The organism is Ottowia beijingensis (assembly GCF_042680925.1).
Taxonomy (GTDB): Bacteria; Pseudomonadota; Gammaproteobacteria; order Burkholderiales; family Burkholderiaceae_C; genus Ottowia; species Ottowia beijingensis.
The window spans coordinates 1-25,589 of the sequence record NZ_JBHUEP010000002.1; the positions used below are offsets into that span (position 1 = coordinate 1).

Annotated in this window: 27 protein-coding genes and 2 pseudogenes; 4 read left to right on the forward strand and 25 right to left on the reverse strand. The window is 65.3% G+C overall.

Annotated features, from left to right (window positions below):
• Nucleotides 1-114 precede the first annotated feature (114 nt).
• From ACFSCU_RS02005 to ACFSCU_RS02070, 14 genes are all read right to left on the reverse strand, one after another.
• Entirely contained in the window at nt 115-306 is a 192-nt protein-coding gene (locus tag ACFSCU_RS02005; protein ID WP_047350381.1) for a 2-hydroxymuconate tautomerase, read from the reverse strand.
• A 26-nt stretch (nt 307-332) separates the two neighbouring features.
• Nucleotides 333-1,316, reverse strand: coding sequence for a Bug family tripartite tricarboxylate transporter substrate binding protein (locus tag ACFSCU_RS02010; protein ID WP_377559747.1), 984 nt, complete (start codon nt 1,314-1,316; stop codon nt 333-335).
• 54 nt (nt 1,317-1,370) lie between these two features.
• Nucleotides 1,371-2,159 carry a 2-oxo-3-hexenedioate decarboxylase gene (gene dmpH, locus ACFSCU_RS02015; protein ID WP_180551538.1) on the reverse strand — a complete coding sequence of 263 codons (789 nt, stop codon included), beginning with the start codon at nt 2,157-2,159 and terminating at the stop codon, nt 1,371-1,373.
• 75 nt (nt 2,160-2,234) lie between these two features.
• Nucleotides 2,235-3,692 (reverse strand): methyl-accepting chemotaxis protein, encoded by a 1,458-nt coding sequence (locus tag ACFSCU_RS02020; RefSeq protein WP_180551537.1) that lies wholly within the window; start codon nt 3,690-3,692, stop codon nt 2,235-2,237.
• A 97-nt stretch (nt 3,693-3,789) separates the two neighbouring features.
• Entirely contained in the window at nt 3,790-4,818 is a 1,029-nt protein-coding gene (gene dmpG / locus ACFSCU_RS02025) for a 4-hydroxy-2-oxovalerate aldolase (RefSeq protein WP_377559748.1), read from the reverse strand.
• An 11-nt stretch (nt 4,819-4,829) separates the two neighbouring features.
• Nucleotides 4,830-5,738 carry an acetaldehyde dehydrogenase (acetylating) gene (locus ACFSCU_RS02030; RefSeq protein ID WP_377559749.1) on the reverse strand — a complete coding sequence of 303 codons (909 nt, stop codon included), beginning with the start codon at nt 5,736-5,738 and terminating at the stop codon, nt 4,830-4,832.
• A gap of 23 nt (nt 5,739-5,761) precedes the next feature.
• On the reverse strand, nt 5,762-6,556 hold the full coding sequence (locus ACFSCU_RS02035; protein ID WP_032490127.1) for an SDR family NAD(P)-dependent oxidoreductase: 795 nt from the start codon (nt 6,554-6,556) through the stop codon (nt 5,762-5,764).
• A gap of 10 nt (nt 6,557-6,566) precedes the next feature.
• Nucleotides 6,567-7,349: a 2-oxopent-4-enoate hydratase gene (gene dmpE, locus ACFSCU_RS02040; RefSeq protein WP_047350414.1), complete on the reverse strand. Its 783-nt coding sequence runs from the start codon at nt 7,347-7,349 to the stop codon at nt 6,567-6,569.
• A gap of 42 nt (nt 7,350-7,391) precedes the next feature.
• Nucleotides 7,392-8,258, reverse strand: coding sequence for an alpha/beta fold hydrolase (locus ACFSCU_RS02045; RefSeq protein ID WP_032490125.1), 867 nt, complete (start codon nt 8,256-8,258; stop codon nt 7,392-7,394).
• A 73-nt stretch (nt 8,259-8,331) separates the two neighbouring features.
• The gene (locus ACFSCU_RS02050; RefSeq protein WP_377559750.1) at nt 8,332-9,792 is read right to left on the reverse strand and encodes a 2-hydroxymuconic semialdehyde dehydrogenase; all 1,461 of its coding nucleotides are present in this window, start codon (nt 9,790-9,792) and stop codon (nt 8,332-8,334) included.
• Between the two features lie 62 nt (nt 9,793-9,854).
• On the reverse strand, nt 9,855-10,286 hold the full coding sequence (locus ACFSCU_RS02055) for a GlcG/HbpS family heme-binding protein (protein WP_180551535.1): 432 nt from the start codon (nt 10,284-10,286) through the stop codon (nt 9,855-9,857).
• A 14-nt stretch (nt 10,287-10,300) separates the two neighbouring features.
• Nucleotides 10,301-11,227, reverse strand: a complete 927-nt coding sequence (locus tag ACFSCU_RS02060) for a catechol 2,3-dioxygenase (protein WP_377559751.1) — start codon at nt 11,225-11,227, stop codon at nt 10,301-10,303.
• A gap of 22 nt (nt 11,228-11,249) precedes the next feature.
• The gene (locus ACFSCU_RS02065; protein ID WP_377559752.1) at nt 11,250-11,585 is read right to left on the reverse strand and encodes a 2Fe-2S iron-sulfur cluster binding domain-containing protein; all 336 of its coding nucleotides are present in this window, start codon (nt 11,583-11,585) and stop codon (nt 11,250-11,252) included.
• Between the two features lie 163 nt (nt 11,586-11,748).
• Nucleotides 11,749-12,345: a putative antibiotic biosynthesis monooxygenase gene (locus ACFSCU_RS02070; RefSeq protein WP_180551534.1), complete on the reverse strand. Its 597-nt coding sequence runs from the start codon at nt 12,343-12,345 to the stop codon at nt 11,749-11,751.
• Nucleotides 12,346-12,551: 206 nt separating this feature from the next.
• Here ACFSCU_RS02070 and ACFSCU_RS02075 point away from each other — a divergent pair, with 206 nt between their 5' ends.
• On the forward strand, nt 12,552-13,457 hold the full coding sequence (locus tag ACFSCU_RS02075) for a LysR family transcriptional regulator (protein ID WP_377559753.1): 906 nt from the start codon (nt 12,552-12,554) through the stop codon (nt 13,455-13,457).
• Nucleotides 13,458-13,487: 30 nt separating this feature from the next.
• On the opposite strand, the gene ACFSCU_RS02080 is transcribed toward ACFSCU_RS02075, so the two are convergent.
• Genes ACFSCU_RS02080 through ACFSCU_RS02120 form a run of 9 tightly spaced genes read right to left on the reverse strand, consistent with a single transcriptional unit; the run spans nt 13,488 to nt 20,380 of the window.
• Entirely contained in the window at nt 13,488-14,378 is an 891-nt protein-coding gene (locus tag ACFSCU_RS02080; protein WP_377559755.1) for a SphA family protein, read from the reverse strand.
• A 32-nt stretch (nt 14,379-14,410) separates the two neighbouring features.
• The gene (locus ACFSCU_RS02085) at nt 14,411-15,355 is read right to left on the reverse strand and encodes a catechol 2,3-dioxygenase (protein WP_180551533.1); all 945 of its coding nucleotides are present in this window, start codon (nt 15,353-15,355) and stop codon (nt 14,411-14,413) included.
• Between the two features lie 36 nt (nt 15,356-15,391).
• Nucleotides 15,392-15,748, reverse strand: coding sequence for a 2Fe-2S iron-sulfur cluster-binding protein (locus ACFSCU_RS02090; RefSeq protein ID WP_180551532.1), 357 nt, complete (start codon nt 15,746-15,748; stop codon nt 15,392-15,394).
• 8 nt (nt 15,749-15,756) lie between these two features.
• A complete protein-coding gene (locus ACFSCU_RS02095; RefSeq protein ID WP_377559756.1) occupies nt 15,757-16,821 on the reverse strand; it encodes an NADH:ubiquinone reductase (Na(+)-transporting) subunit F in 1,065 nt (354 codons plus the stop codon).
• Nucleotides 16,822-16,875: 54 nt separating this feature from the next.
• On the reverse strand, nt 16,876-17,232 hold the full coding sequence (locus ACFSCU_RS02100; RefSeq protein WP_024538558.1) for a phenol hydroxylase subunit P4: 357 nt from the start codon (nt 17,230-17,232) through the stop codon (nt 16,876-16,878).
• Nucleotides 17,229-18,788: an aromatic/alkene/methane monooxygenase hydroxylase/oxygenase subunit alpha gene (locus ACFSCU_RS02105; RefSeq protein ID WP_047350220.1), complete on the reverse strand. Its 1,560-nt coding sequence runs from the start codon at nt 18,786-18,788 to the stop codon at nt 17,229-17,231. The genes ACFSCU_RS02100 and ACFSCU_RS02105 overlap by 4 nt, the downstream gene beginning before the upstream one ends.
• A gap of 50 nt (nt 18,789-18,838) precedes the next feature.
• Complete coding sequence (locus ACFSCU_RS02110; RefSeq protein WP_180551531.1) at nt 18,839-19,120, reverse strand: MmoB/DmpM family protein; 282 nt, start codon at nt 19,118-19,120, stop codon at nt 18,839-18,841.
• An 11-nt stretch (nt 19,121-19,131) separates the two neighbouring features.
• A complete protein-coding gene (locus tag ACFSCU_RS02115) occupies nt 19,132-20,124 on the reverse strand; it encodes a ferritin family protein (protein WP_377559757.1) in 993 nt (330 codons plus the stop codon).
• A 37-nt stretch (nt 20,125-20,161) separates the two neighbouring features.
• Nucleotides 20,162-20,380, reverse strand: coding sequence for a phenol hydroxylase subunit (locus tag ACFSCU_RS02120; RefSeq protein WP_047350239.1), 219 nt, complete (start codon nt 20,378-20,380; stop codon nt 20,162-20,164).
• Between the two features lie 298 nt (nt 20,381-20,678).
• On the opposite strand from ACFSCU_RS02120, the gene ACFSCU_RS02125 reads away from it, so the two are divergent.
• Together ACFSCU_RS02125 and ACFSCU_RS02130 are read left to right on the forward strand one after the other, a co-directional pair.
• A complete protein-coding gene (locus ACFSCU_RS02125) occupies nt 20,679-22,373 on the forward strand; it encodes a sigma 54-interacting transcriptional regulator (protein ID WP_377559758.1) in 1,695 nt (564 codons plus the stop codon).
• Nucleotides 22,374-22,397: 24 nt separating this feature from the next.
• Nucleotides 22,398-23,186 carry a GntR family transcriptional regulator gene (locus ACFSCU_RS02130; protein WP_377559759.1) on the forward strand — a complete coding sequence of 263 codons (789 nt, stop codon included), beginning with the start codon at nt 22,398-22,400 and terminating at the stop codon, nt 23,184-23,186.
• Between the two features lie 36 nt (nt 23,187-23,222).
• On the opposite strand, the gene ACFSCU_RS02135 is transcribed toward ACFSCU_RS02130, so the two are convergent.
• Entirely contained in the window at nt 23,223-24,113 is an 891-nt protein-coding gene (locus ACFSCU_RS02135; RefSeq protein WP_377559760.1) for a M48 family metallopeptidase, read from the reverse strand.
• A 132-nt stretch (nt 24,114-24,245) separates the two neighbouring features.
• On the opposite strand from ACFSCU_RS02135, the pseudogene ACFSCU_RS02140 reads away from it, so the two are divergent.
• Nucleotides 24,246-24,923, forward strand: a pseudogene (locus ACFSCU_RS02140) (MFS transporter); the annotation flags it as partial.
• A gap of 189 nt (nt 24,924-25,112) precedes the next feature.
• Here ACFSCU_RS02140 and ACFSCU_RS02145 read toward each other — a convergent pair.
• A pseudogene (locus tag ACFSCU_RS02145) lies at nt 25,113-25,589 on the reverse strand (IS91 family transposase); the annotation flags it as partial.

The window sequence follows — 25,589 nt, forward strand, 5'->3', positions numbered from 1 at the left end:
CGGCGCAGCGCGCCACTTCGTCGCGCAGTTCACGTACCAGTGAGCGGCGCTGGTGCTCGCTCATCCGCAACGCTTGCTGGATAAGCGCTGCAAGCTATTTTGGCCACAAGGCGCTTACCGTCCCAGTTCCTTGGCGCTGACGCCCGCGATGCCCCAGTTTTCCTTGGGAACATCGTGGATCCAGACGCGCACGTTGGCGGGCGGCGCGCCCACTGCATCGACGAGGGCCTGGGTCACCTTCTCGATGACAGCCTTTTTCTGCTCCTCGGTGCGGCCTTCGATAATGTAGATCTGTGCGAATGGCATGGTGTGTCCGTCTGTGAAAAAGGGGTTTATTCCGCCTTGATGCCGTTCTTGCGGATCAGGTCGCCCCAGCGGCGGTTTTCGGTGCGGATGAACTCGGCAAACTGCTGCGGCGTGGTGACGCGCAGGTTGCCGGAGATGTTGTCAAACGCGGTCTGCGCTTCGGGGGCGGCAGAGCCGGCGGCCCAGGCAGCCTGCAGCTTCTGGACGATGGCTGCGGGTGTGCCGGCGGGCGCGATCAGGCCAAACCAGGTCTCCACCTCAAAGCCGGGGTAGCCGGACTCGGCGATCGTCGGCACATGGGGCAGGGCCCTGGTGCGCTGTTGCGATGTGACCGCGATGGCCTTGAGCTTGCCTGCCCTGACATGCTGCAAGGTGGTGGCCAGCGAGCTTTCCATGCTCATCAGCACCGTGCCCGACAGCAGGTCCGGCACGATCTGGCTGGAGCCCTTGTACGGCACGTTGGTCAGCTTGATACCCGCCACCGACTGCAGCAGCTCGGCCGCCAGGTGGTTGCTGGTGCCGATGCCGGAAGTGGCGTAGCTGAGCTTGCCGGGGTTGGCCCTGGCATAGGCCACCATGCCCTTGAAGTCGGAGAACGGCGCCGACGGATTCACGACCAGCGCGCAAGGCGTGGTGCCCACCAGGGAGATCGGGACAAAGTCTTTTTCGACATTGAACGGCACGCTGCCATACAGGTGCGGGGCAATCGCCAGGCTGCTGATGGCCGACAGGCCGACGGTGTAGCCATCCGGCGCGGACTTGGCCACCGCGTCGGTGCCGATGTTGCCGCCCGCGCCGGCCTTGTTTTCCACCACGAACTGCTGGCCCAGCTGGTCGCCCATGGCCTTGGCGGCCGTGCGGCCCATGATGTCTGTCGGCCCGCCGGGCGGAAAGGGCACGATCAGGCGCACAGGCCTGGTCGGGTAGGCCGACTGCGCCCAGGCGGCGCCGGGCAGGGTTGCGCCCAGCGCGGCCAGCGCGCCTGCGGTCATGAAGTCACGTCGTTGCATGCGCTGTCTCCAGTTATCGTTGTGGTTGCATCAAAAAAGGGGCGACGCGGCCCCTCAGGCAAAGCGCAGCGAGACGCTGCCCATGCCCTGCACGCGCAGGCAGACGCTGTCGCCCGCGGCCACGGCCACGGCTTCGGTGGCGCCGCCCGACAGAATCAGGCTGCCGGCCGGGATCTCCTGGCCGCGGCGGCCCAGGTGGTTGGCCAGCATGGCAATGGCCGCTGCGGGGTGACCCAGCACGGCAGCGCCAGCGCCCAGAGCGACGGGCTCGCCGTTTTTCTCCAGCACGATGCCCACGGTGCGCAGGTCCACGTCTTCGGGGCGCATCGCGCGCCCGCCGACCACGAAGCGCGAGGCCGAGGTGTTGTCGGCCACCACGCTCTTGAGGTCAAACTTGAAGTCGCGGTAGCGGCTGTCGATGACCTCGATGCCGGGCAGCACGAAGTCGGTTGCCGCCAGCACGGCGCCGATGTGGCAGCCCGGCCCCTTGAGCGCGTGCTTGAGCACGAAGGCGATTTCGGGTTCTACCTTGGGGTGAATCAGTTCGGCGGTGTTCACGGTGGCCCCTTCGGAGACCACGTATTCATCGACCAGGAAGCCGAACACCGGGTTGGTCACGCCCATTTGTTTCATTTTGGCGTGTGAGGTCAGGCCCGCCTTCAGGCCAACAACGCGCGCGCCGCGTGCCAGCTTGCGCTGCAGGATGACATCTTGAATCGCATAGGCATCGTCCCAGTCCATATCAGGGTGGTCGTTGGTGATTTTGGGTGTATCGCGAACTTCAAGCTGGCAGGTTTCCAGGTGTTCAGCAAGTTGGGCGATGGTTTGGGGTGAGAGTGCCATAGTGAATACTCCAAAAAAGTTGGGATGAATAAAAAGTCGGAAATCGTTAGCCCAAGTGCCGCGTTGGTTAATGGGCTATAGCCTGAAAGGCTGCCCTGCCTGGCGCAGAACTGGGGTCACCCGGTTGCTGGGTACGGCGGGCACCGGTGCGCTTGTTTGGGGTGTCGCTGCGGCGGCGGTGGCCGGAACGTTGCGGCCTGTGCTATCGCCCAGGGCGCTCAAGGCGTTTTTGACGCGGTCGTAAGCGGGGCGCACCTGCTCGGGGACCAGTTGCCGGATGGTGTCAAAGTCGCCCTGGCGGGCACACTCCAGCATTCGGGCACGCACTTGGCGGTAGTGCGCCATGGCGCGGTCAAAGTCTTGGCCGGCAGCGCGGGTGCGCAGGGTGGCGGCCTGGGCCCATGCCTGGTCGATGAGCTGGTCGAGTTCACCAATGCGGTGAACTACGGCGGCCACATCGTTCCATGTTTCGGAATTCATGATAAGGATGTTGCAGGCACGCATTTCTTCCACCCCATCGCTGATCACTTCCAGCGCCTGGCGCTTGGGCTGCAGGGCGGCTGTTTCGCGTTTGAGCTGGCCCACCATGGCTTGCACGGTGCGCACCTGGGTGTTGCTTTTGCCAATCCATTCCACCGATTCCTTGGCCGCTTGTGACAGAGTTTCGCTTTGCTGGCGCAGGCGTTCGCCCCAGTGGGTTTGTGTTTGCACCGCCTGGGCCATGCTGCTGGTAGCGGTCAGCGCCTGTTCAGCCCGGGCGCGGATGTCGGCCAGGGCATTGCTCGTTTGTTGGGTGCGGGCCACACCGCTATCCATGCCTTGCAGCACGGTTTGCAGAAATTGATCGGCTTCTTGCGTGCTATGGGTGATGCCGACGACCATCTGCTGAATTTGCTGGGTCGCTTCGCTGGTGCGGGCGGCCAGTTTGCGCACTTCGTCGGCCACCACGGCAAAGCCCCGACCCTGCTCGCCCGCTCGGGCGGCTTCCACGGCGGCGTTGAGGGAGAGTAAGTGCGTTTGCATGGCTACGTTCTTAATCATGGACAGGATGCCGTCAATGGCGGCAGTGTGCTGGCGGACTTCGCCAAAACGGACATCCAGGCCATGGGCAGAACTGCCCAGGGCGGTGATTTGCTCTGTTGTCTCGCGCAGCAAGCGGTCGCCATCGAGTGCCAGCTCGTACATGGATTGCACTTGCTGGCGAGAGATGTCGGCCGATTGCACCACCGTCTCGACGCTTTCAGACAAGCCATGCACGCTCTGATCCAGGGCCTGCAGGCTGCTCTCTTGCGTGCGAGAAAAAGCCACCACCCGGGTGAAGGAGGACAGCATGCTCGCGTTATTGACAATCACGTCCAGCGCGTGCTGGTCGATCTGTGCCAATACGGTCTGGCGAGAAGCGCCCCGGCGGTTGCGCCACCGAAGTCTTCCACGACTGCACCAGGCCACCAGGGCCACCAAGGCCATTCCGCACAGCAGGCCCAGCGCAAAGCCAAGCCCTGTAGCGGGGTTCCACCATGCGAGCATGTTCATTGGAGGCACTCCTGGTTCAAGGGTTGATCAAGGGTTGAGCGTGGTGGCCCAGGTCAGCACCGCGCTGGGGCAGTGCTGACGTTGCTTTGCAAGCAGGTTATGCAGGCAGGGCAATGCCACGTTCGCGGGCCATGGTCAGGGCGGTGTCTTCAATCATGTCTTCCTGACCACCCACCATGCCACGGCGGCCCAGCTCGACCAGCAGATCGCGCGCCGGAATGCCGTACTTCTTCTCAGCACGCTTGGCAAACAGCAAGAAGCTGCCATACACCCCGGCGTAGCCCAGCGTGAGCGCGTCGCGGTCGATGCGGATAGGGAAGTCCATCAAGGGTACGACCAGGTCTTCGGCCACGTCTTGGATCTTCCACACGTCCACCCCGGTTTGGATGCCCATGCGGTCGAGAACGGCCACCAGCACTTCCATCGGGGTGTTGCCTGCGCCAGCGCCCAGGCCAGCAGCAGCGGCATCAATGCGGTTGGCACCGGCCTCGATGGCGGCCACGCTGTTGGCTACGCCCATGGCGAGGTTGTGGTGGCCGTGAAAGCCCAGCTCGGTCTCGGGCTTCAGGGCATCGCGCACGGCAGCGATGCGCTCTTTCACCTGGTCGGGCAGCAGGTAGCCGGCCGAGTCGGTGACGTAGATGCAGTTAGCACCGTAGCCTTCCATCAGCTTGGCTTGTTTGATGAGACCGGCAGAATCGCTCATGTGCGCCATCATCAGAAAGCCGACGGTGTCCATGTCCAGTTTGCGGGCCATGGTGATGTGCTGCTCGCTCACATCGGCCTCGGTGCAGTGGGTGGCCACGCGGATGGTGTGCACACCCAGGCCATGGGCCATTTTGAGGTGATCGACGGTGCCGATGCCCGGCAGCAGCAGGGCCGAGACTTTGGCCTGTTTCATTAGCGGGATGACGGTGCTCAAATACTCTTCGTCGCTGTGCGCCGGAAAGCCGTAGTTCACCGAAGCGCCGCCCAGGCCATCGCCGTGGGTGACCTCGATGAGTGGGATGCCTGCAGCGTCCAGCCCCTGGGCCACGGACTTCATTTGCTCCAAGGTCATCAGGTGGCGCTTGGGGTGCATGCCGTCGCGCAGCGTCATGTCGTGCAGGGTGATTTTTTGTGTCATGTCAAAACTCCTTAGGCGGCTTGCAAGGTGAGCGTGCCGGCCAAAATTTCTTCGGCAAACATTTCGGCGGTGCGCGCGGCAGCGGCGGTCATGATGTCCAGGTTGCCGGCGTACTTGGGCAGGTAGTCGCCCAGGCCTTCAACCTCCAGAAAGACCGAGACGCGGTTGCCGTCAAACACCGGGCCGTTGACCAGCTTGTAGCCGGGCACGTACTTTTGCACTTCGGCCAGCATGTCGTGAATGCTCTTGGTGATGGCTTCGCGGTCGGGCTCGCCTTCCACCAGGCAGTGCACGGTGTCGCGCATGATCAGCGGTGGATCGGCCGGGTTGATGATGATGATGGCCTTGCCCTTTTTGGCGCCGCCCACCTTCTCAATGGCACCGGCGGTGGTGCGGGTGAACTCGTCGATGTTCTTGCGCGTGCCGGGGCCCGCCGAGCGGCTGGAGACGGTGGCGACGATCTCGCCATACGCCACAGGCTGCACGCGGCTCACCGCTGCGACCATGGGGATGGTGGCCTGGCCACCGCAGGTGACCATGTTGACGTTCATCTCGGCCTTGCCCACGTGCTCCTTCAGGTTGACGGGCGGCACGCAGAACGGGCCGATGGCCGCAGGCGTGAGGTCGATCATGAGGGCGCCCTGCGCGTTGACCTTGCGCGAGTTCTCGGCGTGCACGTAGGCGCTGGTGGCGTCGAAGACGATTTGCACGCCGTCTGCCTTCATGTAGGGGATCAGGCCATCCACGCCTTCGTGGGTGGTTTTGATGCCCATCTCACGGGCACGCTTCAAGCCGTCCGATTCGGGGTCGATACCCACCATCCACACGGGTTCGAGCACGGGGCTGCGCTGCAGCTTGGCCAGCAGGTCGGTGCCGATGTTACCGGGGCCGATCAGGGCACATTTGATTTTTTGGGTCATAAGAAGTCCTTTGGAAAAAAGGGTCAGCAAATCGAAGACAGGATGCCGCCCTCAACCCGCAGCGCTGCACCATTGGTGGCGGAGGATCGGGGGCTGCACACATAGGCCACTAGTGCGGCAACCTCGGAAGGTTCGATGAAGCGGCGCAGCAGCGAGGTGGGGCGTGCCTGGGCGAAAAAGCGCCGCTCGGCCTCGGCCAGATCCACGCCCTGGTCGGCAGCCAGCTTGGCGAAAAAGTCGCCCACTCCCTCAGTGCTGGTGGGGCCGGGCAGCACGGCATTGACCGTCACGCCCGTGCCTGCGCAGTGCTGCGCCAGCCCGCGTGAGACGGACAGCTGTGCTGCCTTGCTCATGCCGTAATGCACCATTTCGGTGGGGGGATTCACGCCGGACTCGCTGTTAATGAACACGATCCGGCCCCAGCCTGCGGCCTGCATGGCGGGCAGCAGTGCGCGGCTTAGGCGCACGCCACTCATCACGTTGGCATCAAAAAAGCGCTGCCACTGGGCATCGTCGATGGCCCCGAAGGGCTGCGGATCGAAGATGCCGAAGTTGTTCACCAGAATGTCCACGCCCGCGCTGGCCTGGGCCAGCAGGTCGCAGCCGACGGCCGTGGCCACGTCGGCAGCCACGCCGCGCACCTGGGCCTGTGGCACGGCCGCCTGCAGGCGCTGCACGGCTTGGGCCACGCGCTCCTCGCTGCGGCCATTGAGCACGACGGCCACGCCTTCGCGTGCTAGTTCGGTGGCAATGGCAAAGCCAATGCCTGCGGTGGAGCCGGTGACCAGGGCGCGTTTGCCGCTGAGTTGCAAGTCCATGCCGCGCTCCTTAGAGGAAACGCACCGAGCAACCGCCGATGCCGCCGATGGTCACACGCAGGTTGTCGCCCGCTTGCACAGGCACCATGATGCCCAGCGAACCCGACAGCACCACTTCACCGGCTTCCAGCGCAATGCCCAGGCGGCCCAGCGTGTTGGCCAGCCAGGCCACGGCGTTGGCGGGGTGGCCCAGGGCCGCAGCGCCAGCACCGGTGGCAACGATCTCGCCATTCTTTTCCAGTACCATGCCGCAGGTGCCCAAGTCCACGTCGCGCGGATCGACCAGGCGGTCGCCCAGCACGAACACGCCGCAGCTGGCGTTGTCAGCCACGGTGTCTTGAATCTTGATTTTCCAGTCGCGGATGCGCGAATCCACGATTTCAAAGCAGGCCATCACGCCCTCGGTGGCGGCCAGCACGTCGGCCGCCGTCACGCCGGGGCCCTTGAGGGTTTTCTTCAGCACGAAGGCAATCTCGCCCTCGGCCTTGGGTTGGATCAGCGTGTTGGCGGGCACGGCCTCGCCTTCGTTGAACACCATGCCGTCGGTGAGCCAGCCAAAGTCGGGCTGGAACACGCCCAGCATGTTCATCACGGCCTGGCTGGTCACGCCAATTTTCTTGCCGACCACTTTTTCACCAGCGGCCAAGCGGCGCGCCAGCATTTTTTGCTGGATGGCGTAGGCGTCTTCAATGGTGATGTCGGCATGGAGGTTGGTCAGCGGCTCCAGCGTTTGGCGCTGCGTCAGGGCCTGGTACAGCTCGTCGCCCAGTTGTTCGATCAAGGCAGGGGTCATGGTCATGGGGGTTCCTTTGGCGAGGGTGTTCAGAAAAGTCGTTCAGGGCCGCAGCGGCAGCGGCTCGTCGGGGTGCGCTTCAGCAAGGAAGTCGCCCACCAGGCGGGCAAAGCGCGCGGCGTGTTCAATTTGCGTCCAGTGGCCGCATTGGCCATAGACGTGCAGTTGGGAGCGCTGAATCCAGCTGGACAAGGTCAGCGAGGTGCTCAGCGGGATCACGCGGTCTTCGCGGCCATGGATGACCAGGGCTTGGTGCGGCAGGGCACGGATGTCGGCCTCGGCGCTGGCCAGGGCTTCAATCCAGCGCTGGCGCGGGGCGGGGAACATGGCGGCGAACGATTCTTGAAAGCCGGGGCGGATGCTGGCCTCAAAGCGCAGGCGCGCCAGGTCGTCGCTCATCAGGCCTTGGTCGAAGGCGAAGTAGTCCATGATGGCGCGCATGTTCTCTACCGAGGGGGTGTAGCCCCACACGGCGTCCAGCCCCTCGGTCAGGGGGAAGGAGACACCGGCACTGCCCATCAGCACCAAGCGGCGCACGCGCTCGGGGTGGGCAATGGCCAGCGCCAGCGACAGGCCGCCGCCAAACGAGTTGCCCACCAGGTCGGTGCGCTCAATGCCTAGGGCATCGAGCAGGCCCACAGCCTGGCGCACCCAGGCGTCCATGCTGTAGACAAAGCCTTGCGGGCGCTCCGAGTAGCCAAAGCCCACCATGTCGGGCGCAATCACGCGGGCGTTCTGCGCCAGCGCGGGCATCACCAGGCGCCAGTTGGCCCAGGCAGAAACACCCGGCCCCGAGCCGTGGATGAGCAGCACGGGCGCGCCCTGGCCACCACTGTCGTGGTAGTTGGTGCGAATGCCCGCTGCTTCGATGCTGTGCCCGATCTCGGGGTTGGACGATGTATTGCTCATGTGAAACTGTCTCCTTGCTATTTTTATAAGAGCTACTCGCGCTTGCCTGGCAAGCGCGAGAGGCCGATTTGGCTTAGAACTTCACCATCACGTTGCGCAGCTCGGTATAAAACTCGAGCGAGTGCACACCGCCTTCGCGGCCGATGCCCGATTGCTTGGAGCCGCCAAACGGCGTGCGCAGGTCGCGCAGGAACCAGGCGTTGATCCAGCACAGGCCCACTTCGATCTGGTGCGCCAGGCGGTTGGCGCGCGCAATGTCTTGCGTGAAGATGGCCGTGGCCAGGCCGTAGCGGTTGGCGTTGACCTTGCCCAGCACTTCCTCTTCGCTGTCGAAGGGGCTGATGTGGCAGCAGGGGCCAAAAATTTCTTCGGTCACCACGGTGGCGGTTTCGGGCAGGCCGGTCCAGATGGTGGGTTGCACCCAGGAGCCATCCTTCAGCGCGTCGGGCATGTCGGGGATGCCGCCGCCGGTGACGATGGTGGCGCCTTCGTCCTTGGCTGTCTTGTACAAGCCCAGCACCTTGGCCTGGTGCTTCTTGCTGATCAGCGGGCCAATCTTGGTGTCGTGATCAAACGGCAGGCCGGGCTTCATGGCTTCGGCGCGCTCTTTCAGGGCAGCCACCACTTTGTCGAAGATGGGTCGCTCGACGTACACGCGCTCGGTGCCCAGGCAGACCTGGCCAGCGTTTTCAAAGCACGAGCGCGTCAGCGTATCGATGGTTACCTGGAAGTCGCAATCAGCAAACACCACGGCGGCGTTCTTGCCGCCCATTTCCAGCGACACGGGGCGCACGCCATCGGCAGCGGCCTTCATGATGGCGGTACCGGTGCGCGTCTCGCCGGTGAAGGTAATGCCGTTCACGCCGGGGTGCTTGGTCAAAAATTCACCGGCCGAGGCAGGGCCAAAGCCGTGCACCACGTTGTACACGCCCTTGGGCATGCCCACAGCGTTCATCACCTCGCCCAGCAGCGTGGCGGTAGCGGGGGTTTCTTCGCTGGGCTTGACGACCACGGTGTTGCCGCAGGCCAGGGCCGGGCCCACCTTCCAGGTCATCAGCAGCAGCGGCAGGTTCCAGGGGCAGACCACGGCAATCACGCCGCGCGGCACGCGCACGCCGTAGCTCAATGCCGTCTTGCCGTCGGGCGTGCGCATGTTGAACGACTCGGTGGCCGTGCTCTTGATGGTGTCGATGAAGATCTGGAAGTTGGCGGCGCCGCGCGGAATGTCCACGTGCGAGGCCAGGTGGTGCGGCTTGCCGGTGTCGGCAATTTCGGCCTGCAAAAAGTCGTCGAAGCGGCGGTTGATCTCACCGGCCACGGCGTCCAGCAGCTTGCAGCGCTCGGCCACCGACAGGCGGCCCCAGTCGCCCTTGAGCGCGGCGCGCGCGGCGGCCACGGCGGCATCGACCTCGGCCTGCCCCGCTTCGTAAATATTGCCGATGACGCTGCCGTTCACCGGGTTGATGTCCTGGAAGGTCTTGCCGCTGGCGTTGCGAACATATTCGCCGTTGATGAAATTCAGAAACTCTTTCATGGTGTTACCTTGCTATGGAAATGTTGAACAACGCTGCGGCTTGTCCGGGATGCCGGGCATCCTCAGCAATCCAGCCCCAGCGCGGCCAGCGCGGCGCGGGCACAGATTTCGTCCTGCTCGGCGCTGCCGCCGGACACGCCAATGCCGCCGATCAGCGCCCCGCCCTCACGCATGGGCAGGCCGCCGCCAAAAACCACGTTGCGCGGGCGCGTGGGCATGCCCAGGCGCAGCGCTTCGTCGCCCTGCAAAATGCCGGCCCACTGCGCCGTGGCAAAGCCAAAGCCGGCGCTGGTGTAGGCCTTGTCGATGGCAATGTCCACCGAATGCAAAAACGCCCCCGGCATGCGCAGAAAGGCCGCCAGCACGCCCGATGCGTCGGTCACGGCGACATTGATGCGGATGCCCAGCTCGCCCGCCTTGGCCACCGCTGCAACCACGGCCGCGTTGGCGGCCTCGGCAGTGATGGCGCGTTGTTCAACGCTGTGTTGTGCCATTGCCGCCTGCTCCTTTAGGTCACCACGCTCAGGAAAGCGTCGTTGAGCTTGCGGTCGTGATAGAAGATGCCGCGGCCCACGTTCTCCCAGCTCCAGGTGATGGGGTGCATGTCGGGGTAGTGGTCGTAGCCGCCGCAGAAGGTCTCCAGCCGGTTGCCGCTGGGGTCGAAGAAGTAGATCGTCGTGCCCTGCGTGACGCCGTGGCGCGTGGGGCCGATGTCGATCGAGACGCGGTTGATGCTCATGATGTCGGCCGCGCGCAGCACGCTCTCCCAGCTGGGCATCTGGAACGACACATGGTGCAGCTTGCCGTCCTCGGGGCTGCGCACGAAGGCGATGTCGTGCGCCTTGGCGCTGCAGGTGATCCAGATGGCCAGGTCGGTCTTGCCGTCTTCCAGCTTCACGCGCTCGACCAGGGTGAAGCCCAGTACTTCGGTGAACAGCTTGAGGTTGCCTTCGATGTCGCCGCCGTACAGCAGGCAGTGGTCCATGCGGATGGGGCGAATGCCAGGGCCGTCGAGCACGTCCACATCGGGGTCGAAGTAGCCGATGCCGTTGCCCACGTCGGTTTTCTCGGCGTACAGCTCGACGGTGTGGCCCGTGGGGATCTGGAAGCGCACGCGCTCGCCGGTCTCCAGCAGCTCACCGGCGGGGATGCGCTCGGTTTTCACGCCGAAGGCTTGCAGCTTTTTGTCGAAGTCTTCCAGCGTGGCCTTGTCCAGCACCTTGAAGGCAAACAGGTCGATACCCGCCTGGTCGGCCTGGCGCAGGATCACGCTGTTGTGATCGCGCTCGGCGCGGGTTTTGAAATAGGCGCGGCCCTGGCTGTCGCGGCCCATGGGCACCAGGCCCATGACCTCGGTGTACCACTTGACCGATTCCTCCAGATCCAGCACGCGGATTTGTGCGTGTCCTGGGCGCAAAACGCCGGTTAATGCCATGGTGGGTCTCCTTTGATGGGGTTCACGGGTGGGTTGACGGGGGCGCCGCCAGCGGGCGGCAGACGTTCTTTTTCATTGCACCCACGACCTGCAGACGCAGGTCGCTGGTCGGGTAGATGCGGCACGACAGTACGCAGCCAGCGGCTTCTTCCTCGGCACTGACATGCGCGCGGCTCATCACGCGGCGCGCGTACTGGCCTTCCAGGATGTGCACCTTGCACACGCCGCAGCCGCCCTGCCGGCAGCCCACGGGAATGCCTTTTTTGCCCAACGCTTCCATGCCTTCCAGCACGGAGCGACCGCCGACGCAGCTGTACTGCTCGCCGGTGTCTTCGATGCTGACGACAAATTTCTGCATGGTGGTGTGTCGCTTACGCGGTGCCTTTAAAAAACCAGCAATTGCGAGCCAGGAAGCAACGATAGAAAGACATTTCAATACCGTCCAATACCATTTTTGCCCACCCTCAATACCGTTTTGGCATTTATTAGGGTTTTCCCTTGATTTTTGTGATAGGGCGATTTCAACGCTTGGCGTGCAGCCAGGAATGCAGCCAGCGCGTCAGGCGCGGCGCCACCACCCAGGTCATGATCAGCACGACCAGCACGGTAATGACCATCACGCGCGGCACCAGGTACCAGTCGGCCATCAGCGGCGCAATGGTCAGAAACAGCAGCAGCACGGTAGGAAAAATGCCCAGCCAGGTCACGGTGGCCACCTTCCAGCGCGGCGGCGCGGGGCGGGTGGTGCTGTTGGGGGCGGCAAACCAGTAGTCCAGGCCGGTAACCCGGTGCAGCTGCTGCTGCCCCACGGTGTGCGGCAGCACCTGGGCCAGCCAGTGCGCGCGCTCGGCGGAGTTTTGCCAGGCGGCCAGGTGGGCTTCGTTATCGAACGCAAAAACGACGTGGTAGAGCAGCGGCTCGGTGCTGCCGTCCGCAGCAAGCGATTCGCCCGGGGTGTCGCTGTCACCGGGTCGGATGACCTGGCCGCCCAGGTGCCCGGCAAACCCTTCGGCAGCGGCCAGCATGCCTTGGATGGCCACCTCAAACGCCGCCACCGACGCGGGCGCCACGCGGCGGGCAATCAGCACGGTGACCACACGGCGGGAAGCGTCGGACACTGCACCGCGGGCGGTCGCCGAAGGGGAAGTGTGGGAGGCGGGAGAGGCGGGTGAAGAAGCCGTCATTCGGTGTCCTTGAAAAGCTGCGCCACTCGGCAAGCAGGCCATGCCCGCGATGATGGGACGCCCTCCCGATACCTTCCAATACTGTTTTTTGCGGTATCCCATACCATTTCAGCATCTTTACAGCACGGACGGGAGCCCCCATGGATTTGCGTGACCTGCGCCACTTTCTTGCCGTGGCCGAAGAGGGCCACATTGGCCGTGCGGCGGCCCGCCTGCATTTGTCGCAGCCGCCGCTGACGCGCCACATCCAGGCGCTGGAAGAAAAAATCGGCGTGCCGCTGTTTGTGCGCACCCCCAAAGGCATGCAGCTCACCGACGCCGGCCACACCTTGCTGCAGGAAACCCCCAACCTGCTCGCGCTGGCACAGCAGGCGCTGGAGCGCACGCGACTGGCAGGCCAGGGCCTGATCGGGCAGCTGGATGTGGGGCTGTTCGGCTCGGGCGTGCTGGATGTGATCCCACGCATCCTGGCGCGCTTTCACGAGGAGCGCCCCGAAGTCAAAATTGTTTTGCATAACCTGACCAAAGACGCCCAGCTGCAGGCGCTGCGCGAGCGGCGCATCAGCGTGGGCTTTAACCGTCTGGTGCCGCAAGAGGCCGACATCAGCATCGAAACCGTTCTGCACGAGCCGCTGGTGGTGGCCCTGGCGGCCAGCCACCCGCTGGCGGTGCGCCCCTCGCTGCGCCTGTCCGACCTGGAGGGCATGCCGCTCATCCTCTACCCCAACGTGCCCCTGCGCGGTCTGGCACAGGAGGTGACGGACGCTTTCCGCGCCGAGGGCGTCCCCCTGCGCGTCGAGCAGGAGGTGCAGGACGTAGTGACCGCCGTGGCGCTGGTGGCGGGCGGCTTTGGCTGCTGCATCACCACCCGCTCGGCCACCAGCTTGCGCCTGCCCGGCGTGACCTACCGGCCGCTGCGCTCGCGCCACCTGAGCGACATCGAGCTCAGCTGCCTGTACCGCAGCGATGACCCTTCCCCCGTGCTGGGGGCATTTCTGGACGTGGTGCGCGCCTTTGCACAAGTGCGCGCCGCTGCGCCGGGGTAGCCGCCTGCGGCAGCGCTCACCGCTCACCGCTCAGAAGGCTTTTACGAGCGAGAAGCGCAGCAGAGAGCCCTTGGGCTGCGCGCCGGTGCCGGCCTCGGCGCTCAGCTCCTTGTAGAGCGCGCCCTTCAGGAACATGCCCGCGCCAGGCACGGGATAGACCACCTCGGCGCCCAGCGCGTGGCGCGATGCCTTGTGGGTGCTGGCGCCCGGCCCGCTGTCTTCGCTGGTCTGCCACTGGCTGTAGCCCACCAGCCCCGCCTGCCAGGCGCCGAAGGACTTGCCCAGGCCCCATTCCAGCGTGATCTGGTTGCCAGGGCGCATGCCCGCGCCGTTCTTGCCGTTGCGCTCGAAGCGCATCAGCCCCGAACCCGACCAGGTCTTGGCGCCGTCGAAGTAGTAGGTCAGGCCGCCCGTGAGCATGGTGCTCTTGAAGCCCTTGCCCGGGGAGGCGGGGTCGCTGGTGCTGGCGGTGTCGAACCACATGCCCGCGGCCGCCACGGCGTCCCACTGGGGGCCATGCCAGCCCAGCACCAGCGGCCCCAGATACACGTCGCCCACGCCCGAGCGGGTGTCGGAGATGCCCGCCGCGTTGATGGTGAGCGAAGTGCGCATCAGGGGCACGATGGCCTCCATGCCGTAGTCGGCGCCCAGCAGCTTGTGCTGCGTGACCCAGACGAAGCGGTTGGCCAGCGCCGAGACGGTGCCGCGGTTGTGCCCCGGCAGGTTGCTCTTGGTGCCTGGCGCGCGGAAATCGTCGATGTCGTAGTTGAGGAGATAGCCCAGGTAGTAGAAGCCGGGCGGCGGCACGCTCGCCGCCTGCATCCCCTCGACGCCGGGCACGTAGTGCCCCTCGGCCTGAGCCAGCGGCGCGGCCAGACCGCCTGCCAGGGCAAGCGCGGCAATGACCCTGTGTTTTTTCATGCTGTGTTCCTTGTGCATGGATGCGCGCCCGATCAGGTATAGACGTCCGTGAAGGACGGCACCAGGTCACCCGTGTGATAGAAGATCCCTCTGCCCATCTTGTCCTCGCTCCAGGTGGTCACTGGGCGGTCGGGCTGCGCCAGGTAGCCCAGTCCGGCAAAGGTTTCGTTGCGGTTGCCGCTGGGGTCGAAGAAATAAATGGTCTCGCCGCGCGTGATGCCGTGGCGCGTAGGGGCCACGTCGATCTTGACCTTCTTCTTGGCCATGACGTCGGCGGACTTGAGCACGTCGTGCCACGAATCCAGGAAAAACGCGATGTGGTGCAGGCCGCTGACAGGGCCGCCCACAAAGGCGATGTCGTGTGGCGTGGACGTGCGCGCCATCCAGGTGGCGGCCTGCATGTCGCCCTGGGGGCCCACCAGCACCTGCTCGGTCAAGAAAAAGTCCAGGCATTCCTTCATGAAACGCGTGTTGTCCTGCACGGTGTTGATGCCGGCCTCGGGGTTCATCTCGCACATCAGCAGCAGGTGGTCGAGCCAGTGCGCGCCCGCGCCCCGGACACCGTCGGGCCACGGGTCGGGATTGACAGTGCCCACATCGGTGCCCACGTATTCCTTCATGGCGTACAGGCGCATTTCGTGGCCGCTGGGCAGGTTGAACTGCAGCATGCGGCCGGTGGAGGGCAGCGTGCCTTCAGGCAGCAGCGTGGTCTTGATGCCCCAGGCCTCGATGCGTGCCTGCAGCGCGTCCAGATCCTCGTCTTTCTCCACCTTGTAGGCAACGTGGTTCAGGCCCGCCCGGTCGCTGGGGGTCAGGATGATGGAGTATTTGTCCCACTCGTCCCAGCATTTCAGGTAGACGTTGCCCGCACTGTCCTTCATGACGGTCTTGAGGCCCAGGACCTCTTCGTAGTGCTTGACGGCAGCAGCGATATCCATGACCCGCAGGCTCGCGTGGCCGATTCTCAGTACACCCATTTCATGTCTCCTCTTGGTTGATAAATCTTCAATGACTCAATTGGCTGGACGTTGCGCCACCGAGGCGGCACTGCCCAGAAACGGTTTGCGCAATCGGGCGGCCACTTCCAGGCACACCGCCTGGGTGGGCGCCACGCGGCAGGCCAGCGTGTAGCCGTTGGCTTCTTCTTCGGTGCTGACATGCGCACGGCTGACGGGTCCGAGCGACTGCACCGCACCCTCCACAATGCGCACCTTGCAGACCCCGCAGCCACCATTGACGCACCCGGCTGGAATGCCCTTGCGGCCCAGCCGCAACATGCCGGCGAGCAGACTTTCGTTGGTGGCGCAGTCAAAACAGTCGCCGGTCTGCGACACGCTGACACGCACTTGCTGGCAGGTGGTGGCACCCATGGCAACTCCTAGATGGTCCGGAACAACGGGCTGCGCGCCTGCTGCGCATCGGCTGCCGAGAGGAATTTCTCGGTGTAGATGTCGCGCTCGAAAAGGCGCCCCTGCATCAGCGTTCCGATGCACGCTTCGATCATGGGCGGCGGCCCGCAGAGGTATGCCTTGTGACCGGTGAAGCTGCCGCCAAAGTGCGCCCTGGCCGCTTCATGCACAAAGCCGCGCGCACCGTCCCAGCCATCGCTGTCGGCAGCTTCCGACAGCGCGGGCACGTAGGTGAAATGCGGGTGGCGCGCCGCCAGGGCGCGAAACTCGGCGTCGTAATAAAGCTCCTGCGCGCTGCGCTGGCCATAGACCAGCGTGATGGGCTGCGTGCAACCGCTGGCCAGCAGATCCAGAATCATGGCGCGCGGACTCGACAGGCCCGAGCCGCCGGCCATGAACACCATCGGCATGGCGGCCGAGCGGCGCACAAAAAAGCGCCCATACGGCCCGGTCAGCTGCAACCGGTCGCCCACGTTGAGCGATTCGTGCAGCCAGGTGGTGCCCGCACCGCCGGGCACCCGGCGCACATTCAGCTCGATCTCGCTGCTCTGGCCGCCGGCTTGCGGGGCATTGGCAATCGAGAACGCACGGCCCCCTTCCACGCCGGGAATCTGCACCTGCACATACTGCCCCGCCTGGTAGCGGATGGGCTGGTTCAGACGCAAATGCAGCGCCTTGATGGTTGGCGTGAGCTGCTCGATGCGCGCCACCGTGGCTTCAAAGTCGCGCATGGGGATGATCTGTGCATCGGGCTCGTCGTCGATATCGGCCTCAATGGTGGCGTCCGACTGCAGCGTGGCGCAGCAGGCGAGGGTCTTGCCGTCGTCGCGCTCCATCTCCAGCAGCGCAAAGGGGTTGGCGGCACCGTGGTCCACCTCGCCGTCGGATACCTGCACCTTGCAGGTGCCGCACAGGCCGTGGCCGCAGGCGTGGGGAATGTAGATGCCCTGGCGCAGCGCGGCGTCGAGCAGGGTCTGGCCCTCTTCGACGTCGATCGTTGCGCCCAAGGGCTCGATGGTCAGTTGGTAGGTCATGGCATGGACGCGGGGCCCGGGGGTAGCCCCCGGGCTTCCCTCACCGAATGGGACTTAGCTGCACGTACCCTGGATGCCGGTCAGGCCCGGGGTGCGAAAACGGATCGCGTCCTTGTGCTGAAGGCCATTGGCCTGCAGCGACTTGGCCGGATCGGGCGTCCACGGCTGGCCGGACTTGAACCACTCGACCTGGGACCAGTCGATCTTGGCAAAGTCGGGGTGCTCGCCGTACACGCCGGGCAGCACGCCCTGGGCCAGCGCGCCGAACGGGGTATCCGGCGGCAACGGCAGGCAGACCGGTGATGCAAACATCAGGTGATCCTCCCAGCCGATGTAGAGCAGCGGTGCGGGGAAGTTCTCGCGCCGGTCGCGGGCGGGAAAGTCGTAGGGTTTGACAGCAACGACGCTCATGCCTTGTCTCCTTGAACAGCATCACCACGCCAGGCGGCAAAGTTCTTCTGGTCTTCCGAGCCTTCAAAGTCGAGGTTGTCCCGGCCCACCTTCAGGTCGTAGTAGTCCATCACGGCAGCCATCGGGTCAAAGCCCTCCACCGTCGGGTCGGTGCCCTCGGGGAAGCAGTTGCCCTGGTAAATCTGGTGCACGGGCAGCCAGGCTTGCGAATATTTCTCGGGCTCGTCGTCAAAAATTTCTTTGCAACCGTCGCTGCAGAAGTGGTACTTGTCGCCGTGGTAGTCGGACTCGCGGTAGCAGATCTTGGTCGGATCGCCGGGCTCGGTAAAGAACATGGGGACCTGGCAGATGGTGCACAGCATGGGCAGCGTCTTGTTGTAAAAGCGCTTGCCCTGTTGCTGCTGCGCGTGGAAATGCTCGAAGCGCGGCCGGTAGTACTTGTCGAAGGTGTCGGGGTACTTTTCGCTCAGCCACTGCATCTCGTCTTCCTTGGGAATCCAGGTGTGGAAGGGCGCAGCAGCCGCATAGTTGTAGAAGGTATTCCAGGCCTGGTGGCTGATGTGGTCTTTGCCGGCGCACGCCTCCTTCCAGCCCTTGGGTTCGCGGATGCCATAGCGGGCCAGATCGCGGAACAGCGCGCCACCGTTTTCCTCGGCGTACATCTCCCAGGCCTCCTTCCAGCTCATCACGCGCTTGGGCAGCATGTAGTCCTGCATCATGGCCACGATGGTCAGCAGGCGGTAGCCGCGCCAGAGCCACTTGTCGATCCACTTCTGCACGATCGGCACGTTGGCCGGGTCCTGCTCGAGCATGAACTTGATGCACTCGATGCCCAGGGTCATGTGACGCGATTCGTCGGACTGGGCCGAGAAGCCAAACGTCACGGTGCTCATGTCGCCGTTGTGGGCGGCGCCGGACATGAAGGGCACGAACACCAGGTTGGTCAGCACGTACTCGAACGAGAAGCTCACGGCGGTGAGGAACTCGAACGGCCCTGCGGTGGAGGCGTCTTCAAAAAACGACTTGGGCACGGACAGGTACCACACACGGTCAAACATGTGGGGTGCCTGGTGCAGGCCATTGAAATACTTGTTGTAGTGCGACAGGGCGTGGGTTTCGGTCTGGCAGTGGCGCAGCTCGTCAATGGACTGCATCTGCGCGGCAACGCGGGCACCGGCACCGGTGAAGTGGCGGCCCACATGGGCAAAGCCGCGGTGCGCGAGGTACTCTATCGGGGTCACGGCCTGGAAGAAGATCTTGATCGCATTCACATAGCGCGCATCCGAAATACCCAGCTGGCCATTGTTCTGCGCAAAGGCCTCGATCACGGCATAGAGCTTCTTTTCCTTCTCGCCCTGGTATTTCCAGTAGGCGTCCATGGTCAGGCGAAACGGGTCTTCCCATTTATCCCAGTCGTGGATCTTGATGCCTTCGTATTTGTCGAACGGGAACACCTTGTCCATCGGTTGGTAGGTAGTGTCCCAGGCCAGATCGCGCGTCATGGCGATGTGGCGTTCTTTCAGGCCGAGCTTCTTTTTGGTAACGGGTGCGTCCATGGTGTTATCTCCTGGTGGTTGCGGCAATAAATCGGGGGGTGGCGGCTGCTTTAGCGCAGCCAGCTCAACGACAACTCGTCGTCGTCTTCATTGATGTAGCCTGAGATCGTGACCAGATTGACGTGAATCTGTTGCAGGTCAAAACGCTGGCCGGTTTGCTCTTCGATGCTCTCGCGGCGCACTACCAAGCGGCCGGGGGCGTCGATCTTGACCAAACCGGGCGAATGCACGGCAGTGGCTTCGGGGTTGTCGGCCAAGATGGCATCGACAATCGGGCGCGATTCTTCGTTGTCTTGGAAGGCAATGAAAACTTTAGAAACGGGTTCGGTCATCACAAACTTTCTCAGAGGGTTAGACCGGCCTTGCGGGCGCGGGTGTTGAGGGTTTCGCGCACGGCCAGCAGGGCTTCGGCACCGGCAGCGCCCAAGGCCATCTCTGCCACCGGCGCCAGCGCGGCCTGCGCACTGTCGGCATAGGTCTTGAACCAGCCGGTAATCAGCGCGCGGTTGTCGTCCGATGCGGCGGCGGCCACTTTGATGACCGCGTCCACCCAGCGTGCGCTCTCGTCATGCCATTCGGGCATGAAGGCCGTGAGCATGGCCACCGCCGTACCGCCCTGCACCGCAAGGTGGTCGTCCACGAAATGCGTGTAGATCAGCGGGTACAGCAGACCGTCGAGCGCCAGGTTCTGCGCCACAAACAGCTCGAACGGGTCGTTGACGACCAGCGTGTCCTCCACCAGCTTGCGCAGTCCCTGCCAGCGCGGGTCCTGCAGCCAGTCGTTCTTGCCGGCTTCCAGTGCGCCGGGCTCCCCCAGCGCCAGGCCCAGGCGGGTCAGGTACTGGGCCACGCCTAGCTGGTCCATGGCGTGCATCATGGCCGGGGCGGTAAAGGCCGTTCCATAGCCGCGTGCACACACCTGGCAATTGTTCATGTTGGCGCCCCAGGCCGCGTGGCGCAGCGGCATGAGCACCTCGCAGGCTGCGGCGCGCTGCGCGTCGGGAATCTTGTCGATCAGGCCGCGCGACTCGACAAACTGGTAGTTGGCCTCCATCGCCTCTTGCTGGCGCGCACGCGCCATGGTCCAGTTGGCGTAGTAATACTGGCGCGGGTCGCGCAGGGCATCCCAGTCAGCCAGTTTGACGGCCGTGCGGCCAGCATCAAACAGCTCGAATTCGGGCTCCCAGGTCGGGCGGTAATGGAAGTTCGCGGCGTTCTGAATGCCCAGCGTGGCTTCAAGGTAGCGCGACGCGGGCTTGTCGCCCGTGTAGGCCGCCACGCGGGCGAAGGTGTTGCGCAGCGGCTGAATTTCGCGCGCCTGCAAGTCGATGTTCATGGGGCTTATCTCCTGGTCGTGGTTGTTGGGGCAGGGCTCAGTCATCCAGGTGGCGCACGCGGTGCGCCGCGCAAAAGGCATCGAATGCCGGTTCAGGGAGCATCAGCTCCACCGACAGCTCGGGCCATCCGATCGAGAAAGCAAACTCGACAAAGCCGTTGTCGCGGCGGCCCAGCACGCGCACAAACCGCTGCGACAGATCGCAGACGGGTTGCGGGGTGGCAGATGCGTCGGTGGCAATGGCGGTGTGGGTCATGACGGTCTCCTTTTCGGTTTTGCGCCATCTGTTTTGCACGGGCCATGCCAATGCTGGCGTTTTGCGCGCAAATATCGATAAATCCAGGGTTAATCCCTAGCAAATCGCGTCAAAGAGGCCCGCCCGCAGGTTGGTAGCCGCCGGCTGCGGCACCCGCGGACAGCCCGGAGCCGCGATTGCTGCACAGCAGCATGATGTTTTGATGAGACCCAGGGGTCAGCCAGTTCATGAAATGATGAAAAACCTCCCCGGGTCGATCCCGATGGACGACCACCCGCTGTTTATCGATACTTTTTTCATGCCAGCCACCACCCTGCCCCCCTACCCGTCCGACGCCGACTTGCGCCGGCTGGTGCACTTCTCGCCCGTCGATGGGCGCATCTGGCTGGCTGATCAGCGCATGCTGCTGGTACATGCGGCGGCCTTTCAGGCGTTGCGGCGCGAGCTGGTGGCCAGCCTGGGGCCGGAGCACGCCCGCCGCTTGCTGATGCGTGCGGGCTACGCATCGGGCGAGCGCGATGCGCTGCTGGCGCGCCAGGTGCGGCCGGGCGCATCGCTGTTCGACGCCTTTGCCGTAGGGCCGCAGCTGCACATGCTGGAAGGCGCTGTGCGCGTGCAGCCGAAGGTGTTCGAGCTGGACGAGGCGGCAAGCCACTTTCACGGCATCTTTCAGTGGGATCACAGCTGGGAGGCCGAGGTGCACCAGCGCGCCTGGGGCCCGCAAGGTGCGCCCGTGTGCTGGATGCTGCTGGGCTATGCCTCGGGCTACACCAGCGCGTTCTTTCGCCGCCCGGCCCTTTTCAAGGAAGTGCAGTGCACTGCCTGCGGCCACCCGCACTGCCTGATCGAGGGCCGCTTTGAGCACGAATGGCCCGACGGCGAGCAACTGGCGCGCGACTACGACCCCGACTCCATGCTGGTGCGCCTGGGCGAGCTGCAGTCGCAGGCGGATGCGCTACGCACCCAGCTACAGCCCGCGGACGACCAGGGCCCGCTGCTGGGACGCTCGCGCGCCTTCAACGACACCGTGGAGCTGCTGCGCAAGGCCGCGCCCACGCAGGTCACCGTGCTGCTGACCGGCGAGACCGGCGTGGGCAAAGAGCGCTTTGCGCGCGCGCTGCACGCCATGGGCCCGCGCGCCGACAAGCCCTTCGTGGCCGTCAACTGCGCGGCGCTGCCCGCCGATTTGATCGAAAGCGAGCTCTTCGGCGCCGAAAAAGGCGCCTACACCGGCGCCACCGCCGCGCGCGTGGGCCGCTTCGAGCGCGCGCACGGCGGCACCTTGCTGCTGGACGAGCTGGGCGAGCTGCCGCTACCCGCGCAGGCCAAGCTGCTGCGCGTGCTGCAGCAGGGCGAAGTGGAGCGCCTGGGCGGCACGCAGCCGCGCAAGGTGGACGTGCGCGTGATTGCCGCCACCAACGTCGATCTGGAAAAAGCCGTGGAGGAAGGGCGCTTTCGGCGCGACCTGCTCTACCGCCTGAACGTCTATCCCATCCGCATACCGGCGCTGCGCGAGCGCGCGGACGACATCGAACTGCTGGCCATGCACCTGCTGCAGCGCTACGCCGCCCTGCACGGCAAGCGCCTGGCGGGCTTCACTGACCTGGCCATGACCGCCATGCGCCAGCACGCCTGGCCCGGCAACGTGCGCGAGCTGGAAAACCTGGTCGAGCGCGGCGTGATCCTGGCGCCCAACGACGACCTGGTGGACGCCGCCATGCTTTTCCCCGCCTCCGCCACGCCCGCGGCGCACACCGTGAACGCCGTCGGCGCGCTGGAGAGCGAGGCGCACTGCCAGCAAAGCGCCAGTCTGTACGACACCCTGCAAGCCAGCGGCCTGACGCTGGACGCGCTCGAAGACGCGCTGATCCGCGAGGCCGTGGCGCGCGCAGGCGGCAACCTGGCCGCGGCGGCGCGCGCGCTGGGCCTGACGCGCCCGCAGCTGAGCTACCGCCTGTCGCGCCTGCAAGAGCGGCCGCTGGCGGCTTCGTGAGGCGCACACCAGCCCCGCATTGCCATGGCCAAACGCAGCTTTCACCCTTTGATTGCGCTGGCTGGCGGCCACGCCGCCGCCGATGCCAGCCTGCACGGCGCACCCTCGCGCACGCTGATCGAGCAAACCTACGCCACGCTGCGCAGCGACATCGTCGAGGGCCGCCTTGCGCCCGGCAGCAAGCTGCGCATCGAGCACCTGCGCACCCAGTACGAGGTGGGCGCGGGCACGCTGCGCGAGGCGCTCACGCGGCTGGTGAGCGACGCGCTGGTGACCGTGGAGGGGCAGCGCGGCTTTCGCGTGGCGCCCATCGCGCTGCAAGAGCTGGAAGACATCACCACGCTGCGCGTGCACATCGAGACCGACGCGCTGCGCCAGTCCATTCGCGCCGGTGATGCACAGTGGCGCGAAGCGCTTGCCGAGGCCTATGCGGCCATCTCGGCCGAAGAGCAGCCCATCGCGCCGCACCGCCGCCGCCAGTGGGAGCTGCTGAACGTGCGCTTTCATGAGGCGCTGCTGGCGGGCCACACCTCGCCCTGGACGGTGCGGGTGTTGCGCCTGCTGTCGCGCCACAGCGAGCGCTACCGCTTCTGCGCCATGGGCCTGCCGGGTGGTGTGCGCGATGTGCACGCCGAGCACACCGAAATCTTCGCGCTGGCCATGTCAGGCCAGGACGCCCGCGCCGCGCTGGCGCTGGAGGCACACATCCGCGCCACGCCCGATTTGCTGATCCGCGCCCTGCGCGAAGGCCGCGCCTTTTTGCCGGGCTGCGCACCGCCGCAGCTTCAAGCCAAATCAGCCACCAGCGCTTGACTGACAAGCGCCAACAGCTATCAATAAAGAAGCAAATCAACCACCCCGCGCCGCCTGGTACAGCCCCTGCACCTTGGGCACGTTGCCCTCCAGCTCGCGGATGCGGTCTGGCCCCGAGGGGTGGGTGGACAAGAACGCGACGCCGTTGTTGCCCGTGGCCGCGCCCATCTTGCGCCACAGGCTGACGGCGGCCTGCGGGTTGTAGGCGGCGCGGGCGGCCAGCTCCAGGCCGACCAGGTCGGCCTCGGTCTCGTCGGAGCGGCTGAACTTGAGCGTGAGCAGCTGCGTGCCCAGGTTGGCCGCCACGTTGCCCAGCTCGCCCAGGCCCAGCAGCTGCGCGCCCAGCGACAGGCCAATGCTGGTGGCCTGGCTTTTGGCCACGCGCGAGCGGGCGTGCTCGCGCAGCGCGTGGGCCATTTCGTGGCCCATGATCATGGCGGCCTCGTCGCCGGTCAGCTTGAGCTGGTCCAGGATGCCCGTGTAGAACGCAATCTTGCCGCCCGGCATGCAAAAGGCGTTGATCTGGCGGCTAGCGATCAGGTTGATCTCCCAGCGCCACTGGGCCGCGCGGCTGTTCCACTGCGCGGCGTGGGGAATGAGGCGGCGGGCAATACCGCGCAGCGCCACCAGCTGCGGGTGGTTGTCCGGCGCCAGTGCGCGTTTGGCCTTGGCCTGCGCCAGCAGCTGGTTGTATTGCTGCACGGCGGATTCTTCCAGCGTCTCGGCGGGCACCAGCATGCGCATGCCCGATGCGCTGCCCACATCCACCTGCGCCGCCGCCGGCAGCGCCGCCGCCCCAGCCGCCGCCAGCACAAAGGCGCGGCGCGCCTGCCAGATTCCGCCGGACTGATCACCGCGCGCGACGCAGCACAGGCAGCCCGGCCAGGCGGACAACGAGGACAAGGGGTTGGGGGTGCGGATGGTCATGGGCGCGAGTCTAGGACAGACTGGCGCACCCCGCCAATGCTGGCCGGCGGGTGTCATGGCGTCCTGCGCGCTGCGCGCTGCGCGCTGCGGTGCGGATAATCCCGCGATTGCACCCATCCCCCGCCCTTGCCCATGCCTGCCGAAACCGCCACCAACGCTCCCCCTGCTGCCGCTGCCCCCCCTCGCCGCTCCTGGCGCCAGGCCTGGCTTGTCTATCTGGAGCCCGCCAGCCTGCGCATGCTGGCCCTGGGCTTTGCGGCGGGGCTGCCGCTGTTGCTGGTGCTGGGCACGCTGTCTTTCAGGCTGCGCGAGGCGGGCATCGACCGCACCACCATCGGCTACCTGTCGTGGGTGGGGCTGGCCTATGCGTTCAAGTGGGTCTGGTCGCCGCTGGTGGACCGCCTGCCGCTGCCATTGCTCACACGCTGGCTGGGCCGGCGGCGCAGCTGGCTGCTGCTGGCGCAGGCGCTGGTGATGACCGGCCTGGTCGGCATGGCGCTGGCCGACCCGCGCGACGCCCTGGGGCCCATAGTGTGGTGCGCGCTGCTGGTGGCCTTTGGCTCTGCCACGCAGGACATTGCGCTGGACGCCTTCCGCATCGAATCCGCCGACGCCGACCACCAGGCCGCCCTGGCCGCCACCTACCAGACGGGCTACCGCCTGGCCATGATCTGGGCCGGCGCGGGCGTGCTGTGGGTGGCCGCGCGCGCTGAAGTGGCCGGCCTGGCGGGCTACCAGGCCGGCGCCTGGACCACGGCCTACTTGGTGATGGCGGCATCCATGCTGCTGGGCGTGGTGACGGTACTGCTGTACGGATAGGAAATTCAACCGCATGAGGCCAAGTATGGCACGAGTTTTGGGCCTCGAAACACGTTCGGCCAAGGAAGGTTGAGCGCTCGCTTGCCGCTCAATGGCAAGAGCTTGGGAGGCAGTATGCATTTGGGCCTGGCGCGCGCGCAGCTGCTTCCCCGCAGCGATGGATACCGCCGCTTCACTGGGTCACCAATTGACGCGCTGGTCTACCTCGTCGGGTTGAGCTGCCAGATCCCAATCCGGCTCGCCTTGCGCACCATCATCCACCGGCGCGTCGCAGCCCTCCCACAGCGGTGGCCCGCGTGCCGGGGTGATGTGCGGGGGGGCAGACTCCACCCCGATGTGGTTCAGGATGTGGCGGATTTCGGCGCTGTGCGTGATGAAGGCAATGATGCGCATTTGCCCCCCGCAGTTCGGACACAGCAGTGGGAAGACCTCGTAGATGCGGGCAATCAGCACCGCCCATAGGTAGTGCGCTGGGCGTTTGGGAGGTGCTGCAGGTTCTGGTGTGGGTGTGGCCGCGTTGCCCGGCGCCGCCACCCCAGGTACGCCCACGCCCGCGCCAGATTGTGCAGTCTCGACCGTGGCTGGTTGCGCCGCAGCAGGCTGAGCCAGCGCCGTTACCGCCGCTCTCAGCGGCGAGTTTGGTGCCAGCACACCAAA

Bases quoted from the DNA above. Each gene is read 5' to 3' on its own strand.
- ACFSCU_RS02125 (WP_377559758.1), top strand. From the start codon at position 20,679: ATGCCAGCCACCACCCTGCCCCCCTACCCGTCCGACGCCGACTTGCGC.
- dmpE (WP_047350414.1), bottom strand. From the start codon at position 7,349: ATGACCCCTGCCTTGATCGAACAACTGGGCGACGAGCTGTACCAGGCC.
- ACFSCU_RS02095 (WP_377559756.1), bottom strand. From the start codon at position 16,821: ATGACCTACCAACTGACCATCGAGCCCTTGGGCGCAACGATCGACGTC.
- ACFSCU_RS02005 (WP_047350381.1), bottom strand. From the start codon at position 306: ATGCCATTCGCACAGATCTACATTATCGAAGGCCGCACCGAGGAGCAG.
- ACFSCU_RS02065 (WP_377559752.1), bottom strand. From the start codon at position 11,585: ATGCAGAAATTTGTCGTCAGCATCGAAGACACCGGCGAGCAGTACAGC.
- ACFSCU_RS02115 (WP_377559757.1), bottom strand. From the start codon at position 20,124: ATGAACATCGACTTGCAGGCGCGCGAAATTCAGCCGCTGCGCAACACC.
- ACFSCU_RS02030 (WP_377559749.1), bottom strand. From the start codon at position 5,738: ATGACCCAAAAAATCAAATGTGCCCTGATCGGCCCCGGTAACATCGGC.
- ACFSCU_RS02110 (WP_180551531.1), bottom strand. From the start codon at position 19,120: ATGACCGAACCCGTTTCTAAAGTTTTCATTGCCTTCCAAGACAACGAA.
- ACFSCU_RS02060 (WP_377559751.1), bottom strand. From the start codon at position 11,227: ATGGCATTAACCGGCGTTTTGCGCCCAGGACACGCACAAATCCGCGTG.
- dmpH (WP_180551538.1), bottom strand. From the start codon at position 2,159: ATGGCACTCTCACCCCAAACCATCGCCCAACTTGCTGAACACCTGGAA.
- ACFSCU_RS02120 (WP_047350239.1), bottom strand. From the start codon at position 20,380: ATGACCCACACCGCCATTGCCACCGACGCATCTGCCACCCCGCAACCC.
- ACFSCU_RS02105 (WP_047350220.1), bottom strand. From the start codon at position 18,788: ATGGACGCACCCGTTACCAAAAAGAAGCTCGGCCTGAAAGAACGCCAC.
- ACFSCU_RS02135 (WP_377559760.1), bottom strand. From the start codon at position 24,113: ATGACCATCCGCACCCCCAACCCCTTGTCCTCGTTGTCCGCCTGGCCG.
- ACFSCU_RS02080 (WP_377559755.1), bottom strand. From the start codon at position 14,378: ATGAAAAAACACAGGGTCATTGCCGCGCTTGCCCTGGCAGGCGGTCTG.
- ACFSCU_RS02130 (WP_377559759.1), top strand. From the start codon at position 22,398: ATGGCCAAACGCAGCTTTCACCCTTTGATTGCGCTGGCTGGCGGCCAC.
- ACFSCU_RS02100 (WP_024538558.1), bottom strand. From the start codon at position 17,232: ATGAGCGTCGTTGCTGTCAAACCCTACGACTTTCCCGCCCGCGACCGG.
- ACFSCU_RS02090 (WP_180551532.1), bottom strand. From the start codon at position 15,748: ATGGGTGCCACCACCTGCCAGCAAGTGCGTGTCAGCGTGTCGCAGACC.
- ACFSCU_RS02010 (WP_377559747.1), bottom strand. From the start codon at position 1,316: ATGCAACGACGTGACTTCATGACCGCAGGCGCGCTGGCCGCGCTGGGC.
- dmpG (WP_377559748.1), bottom strand. From the start codon at position 4,818: ATGACACAAAAAATCACCCTGCACGACATGACGCTGCGCGACGGCATG.
- ACFSCU_RS02075 (WP_377559753.1), top strand. From the start codon at position 12,552: ATGGATTTGCGTGACCTGCGCCACTTTCTTGCCGTGGCCGAAGAGGGC.
- ACFSCU_RS02055 (WP_180551535.1), bottom strand. From the start codon at position 10,286: ATGGCACAACACAGCGTTGAACAACGCGCCATCACTGCCGAGGCCGCC.
- ACFSCU_RS02020 (WP_180551537.1), bottom strand. From the start codon at position 3,692: ATGAACATGCTCGCATGGTGGAACCCCGCTACAGGGCTTGGCTTTGCG.
- ACFSCU_RS02035 (WP_032490127.1), bottom strand. From the start codon at position 6,556: ATGGACTTGCAACTCAGCGGCAAACGCGCCCTGGTCACCGGCTCCACC.
- ACFSCU_RS02045 (WP_032490125.1), bottom strand. From the start codon at position 8,258: ATGAGCAATACATCGTCCAACCCCGAGATCGGGCACAGCATCGAAGCA.
- ACFSCU_RS02050 (WP_377559750.1), bottom strand. From the start codon at position 9,792: ATGAAAGAGTTTCTGAATTTCATCAACGGCGAATATGTTCGCAACGCC.
- ACFSCU_RS02085 (WP_180551533.1), bottom strand. From the start codon at position 15,355: ATGGGTGTACTGAGAATCGGCCACGCGAGCCTGCGGGTCATGGATATC.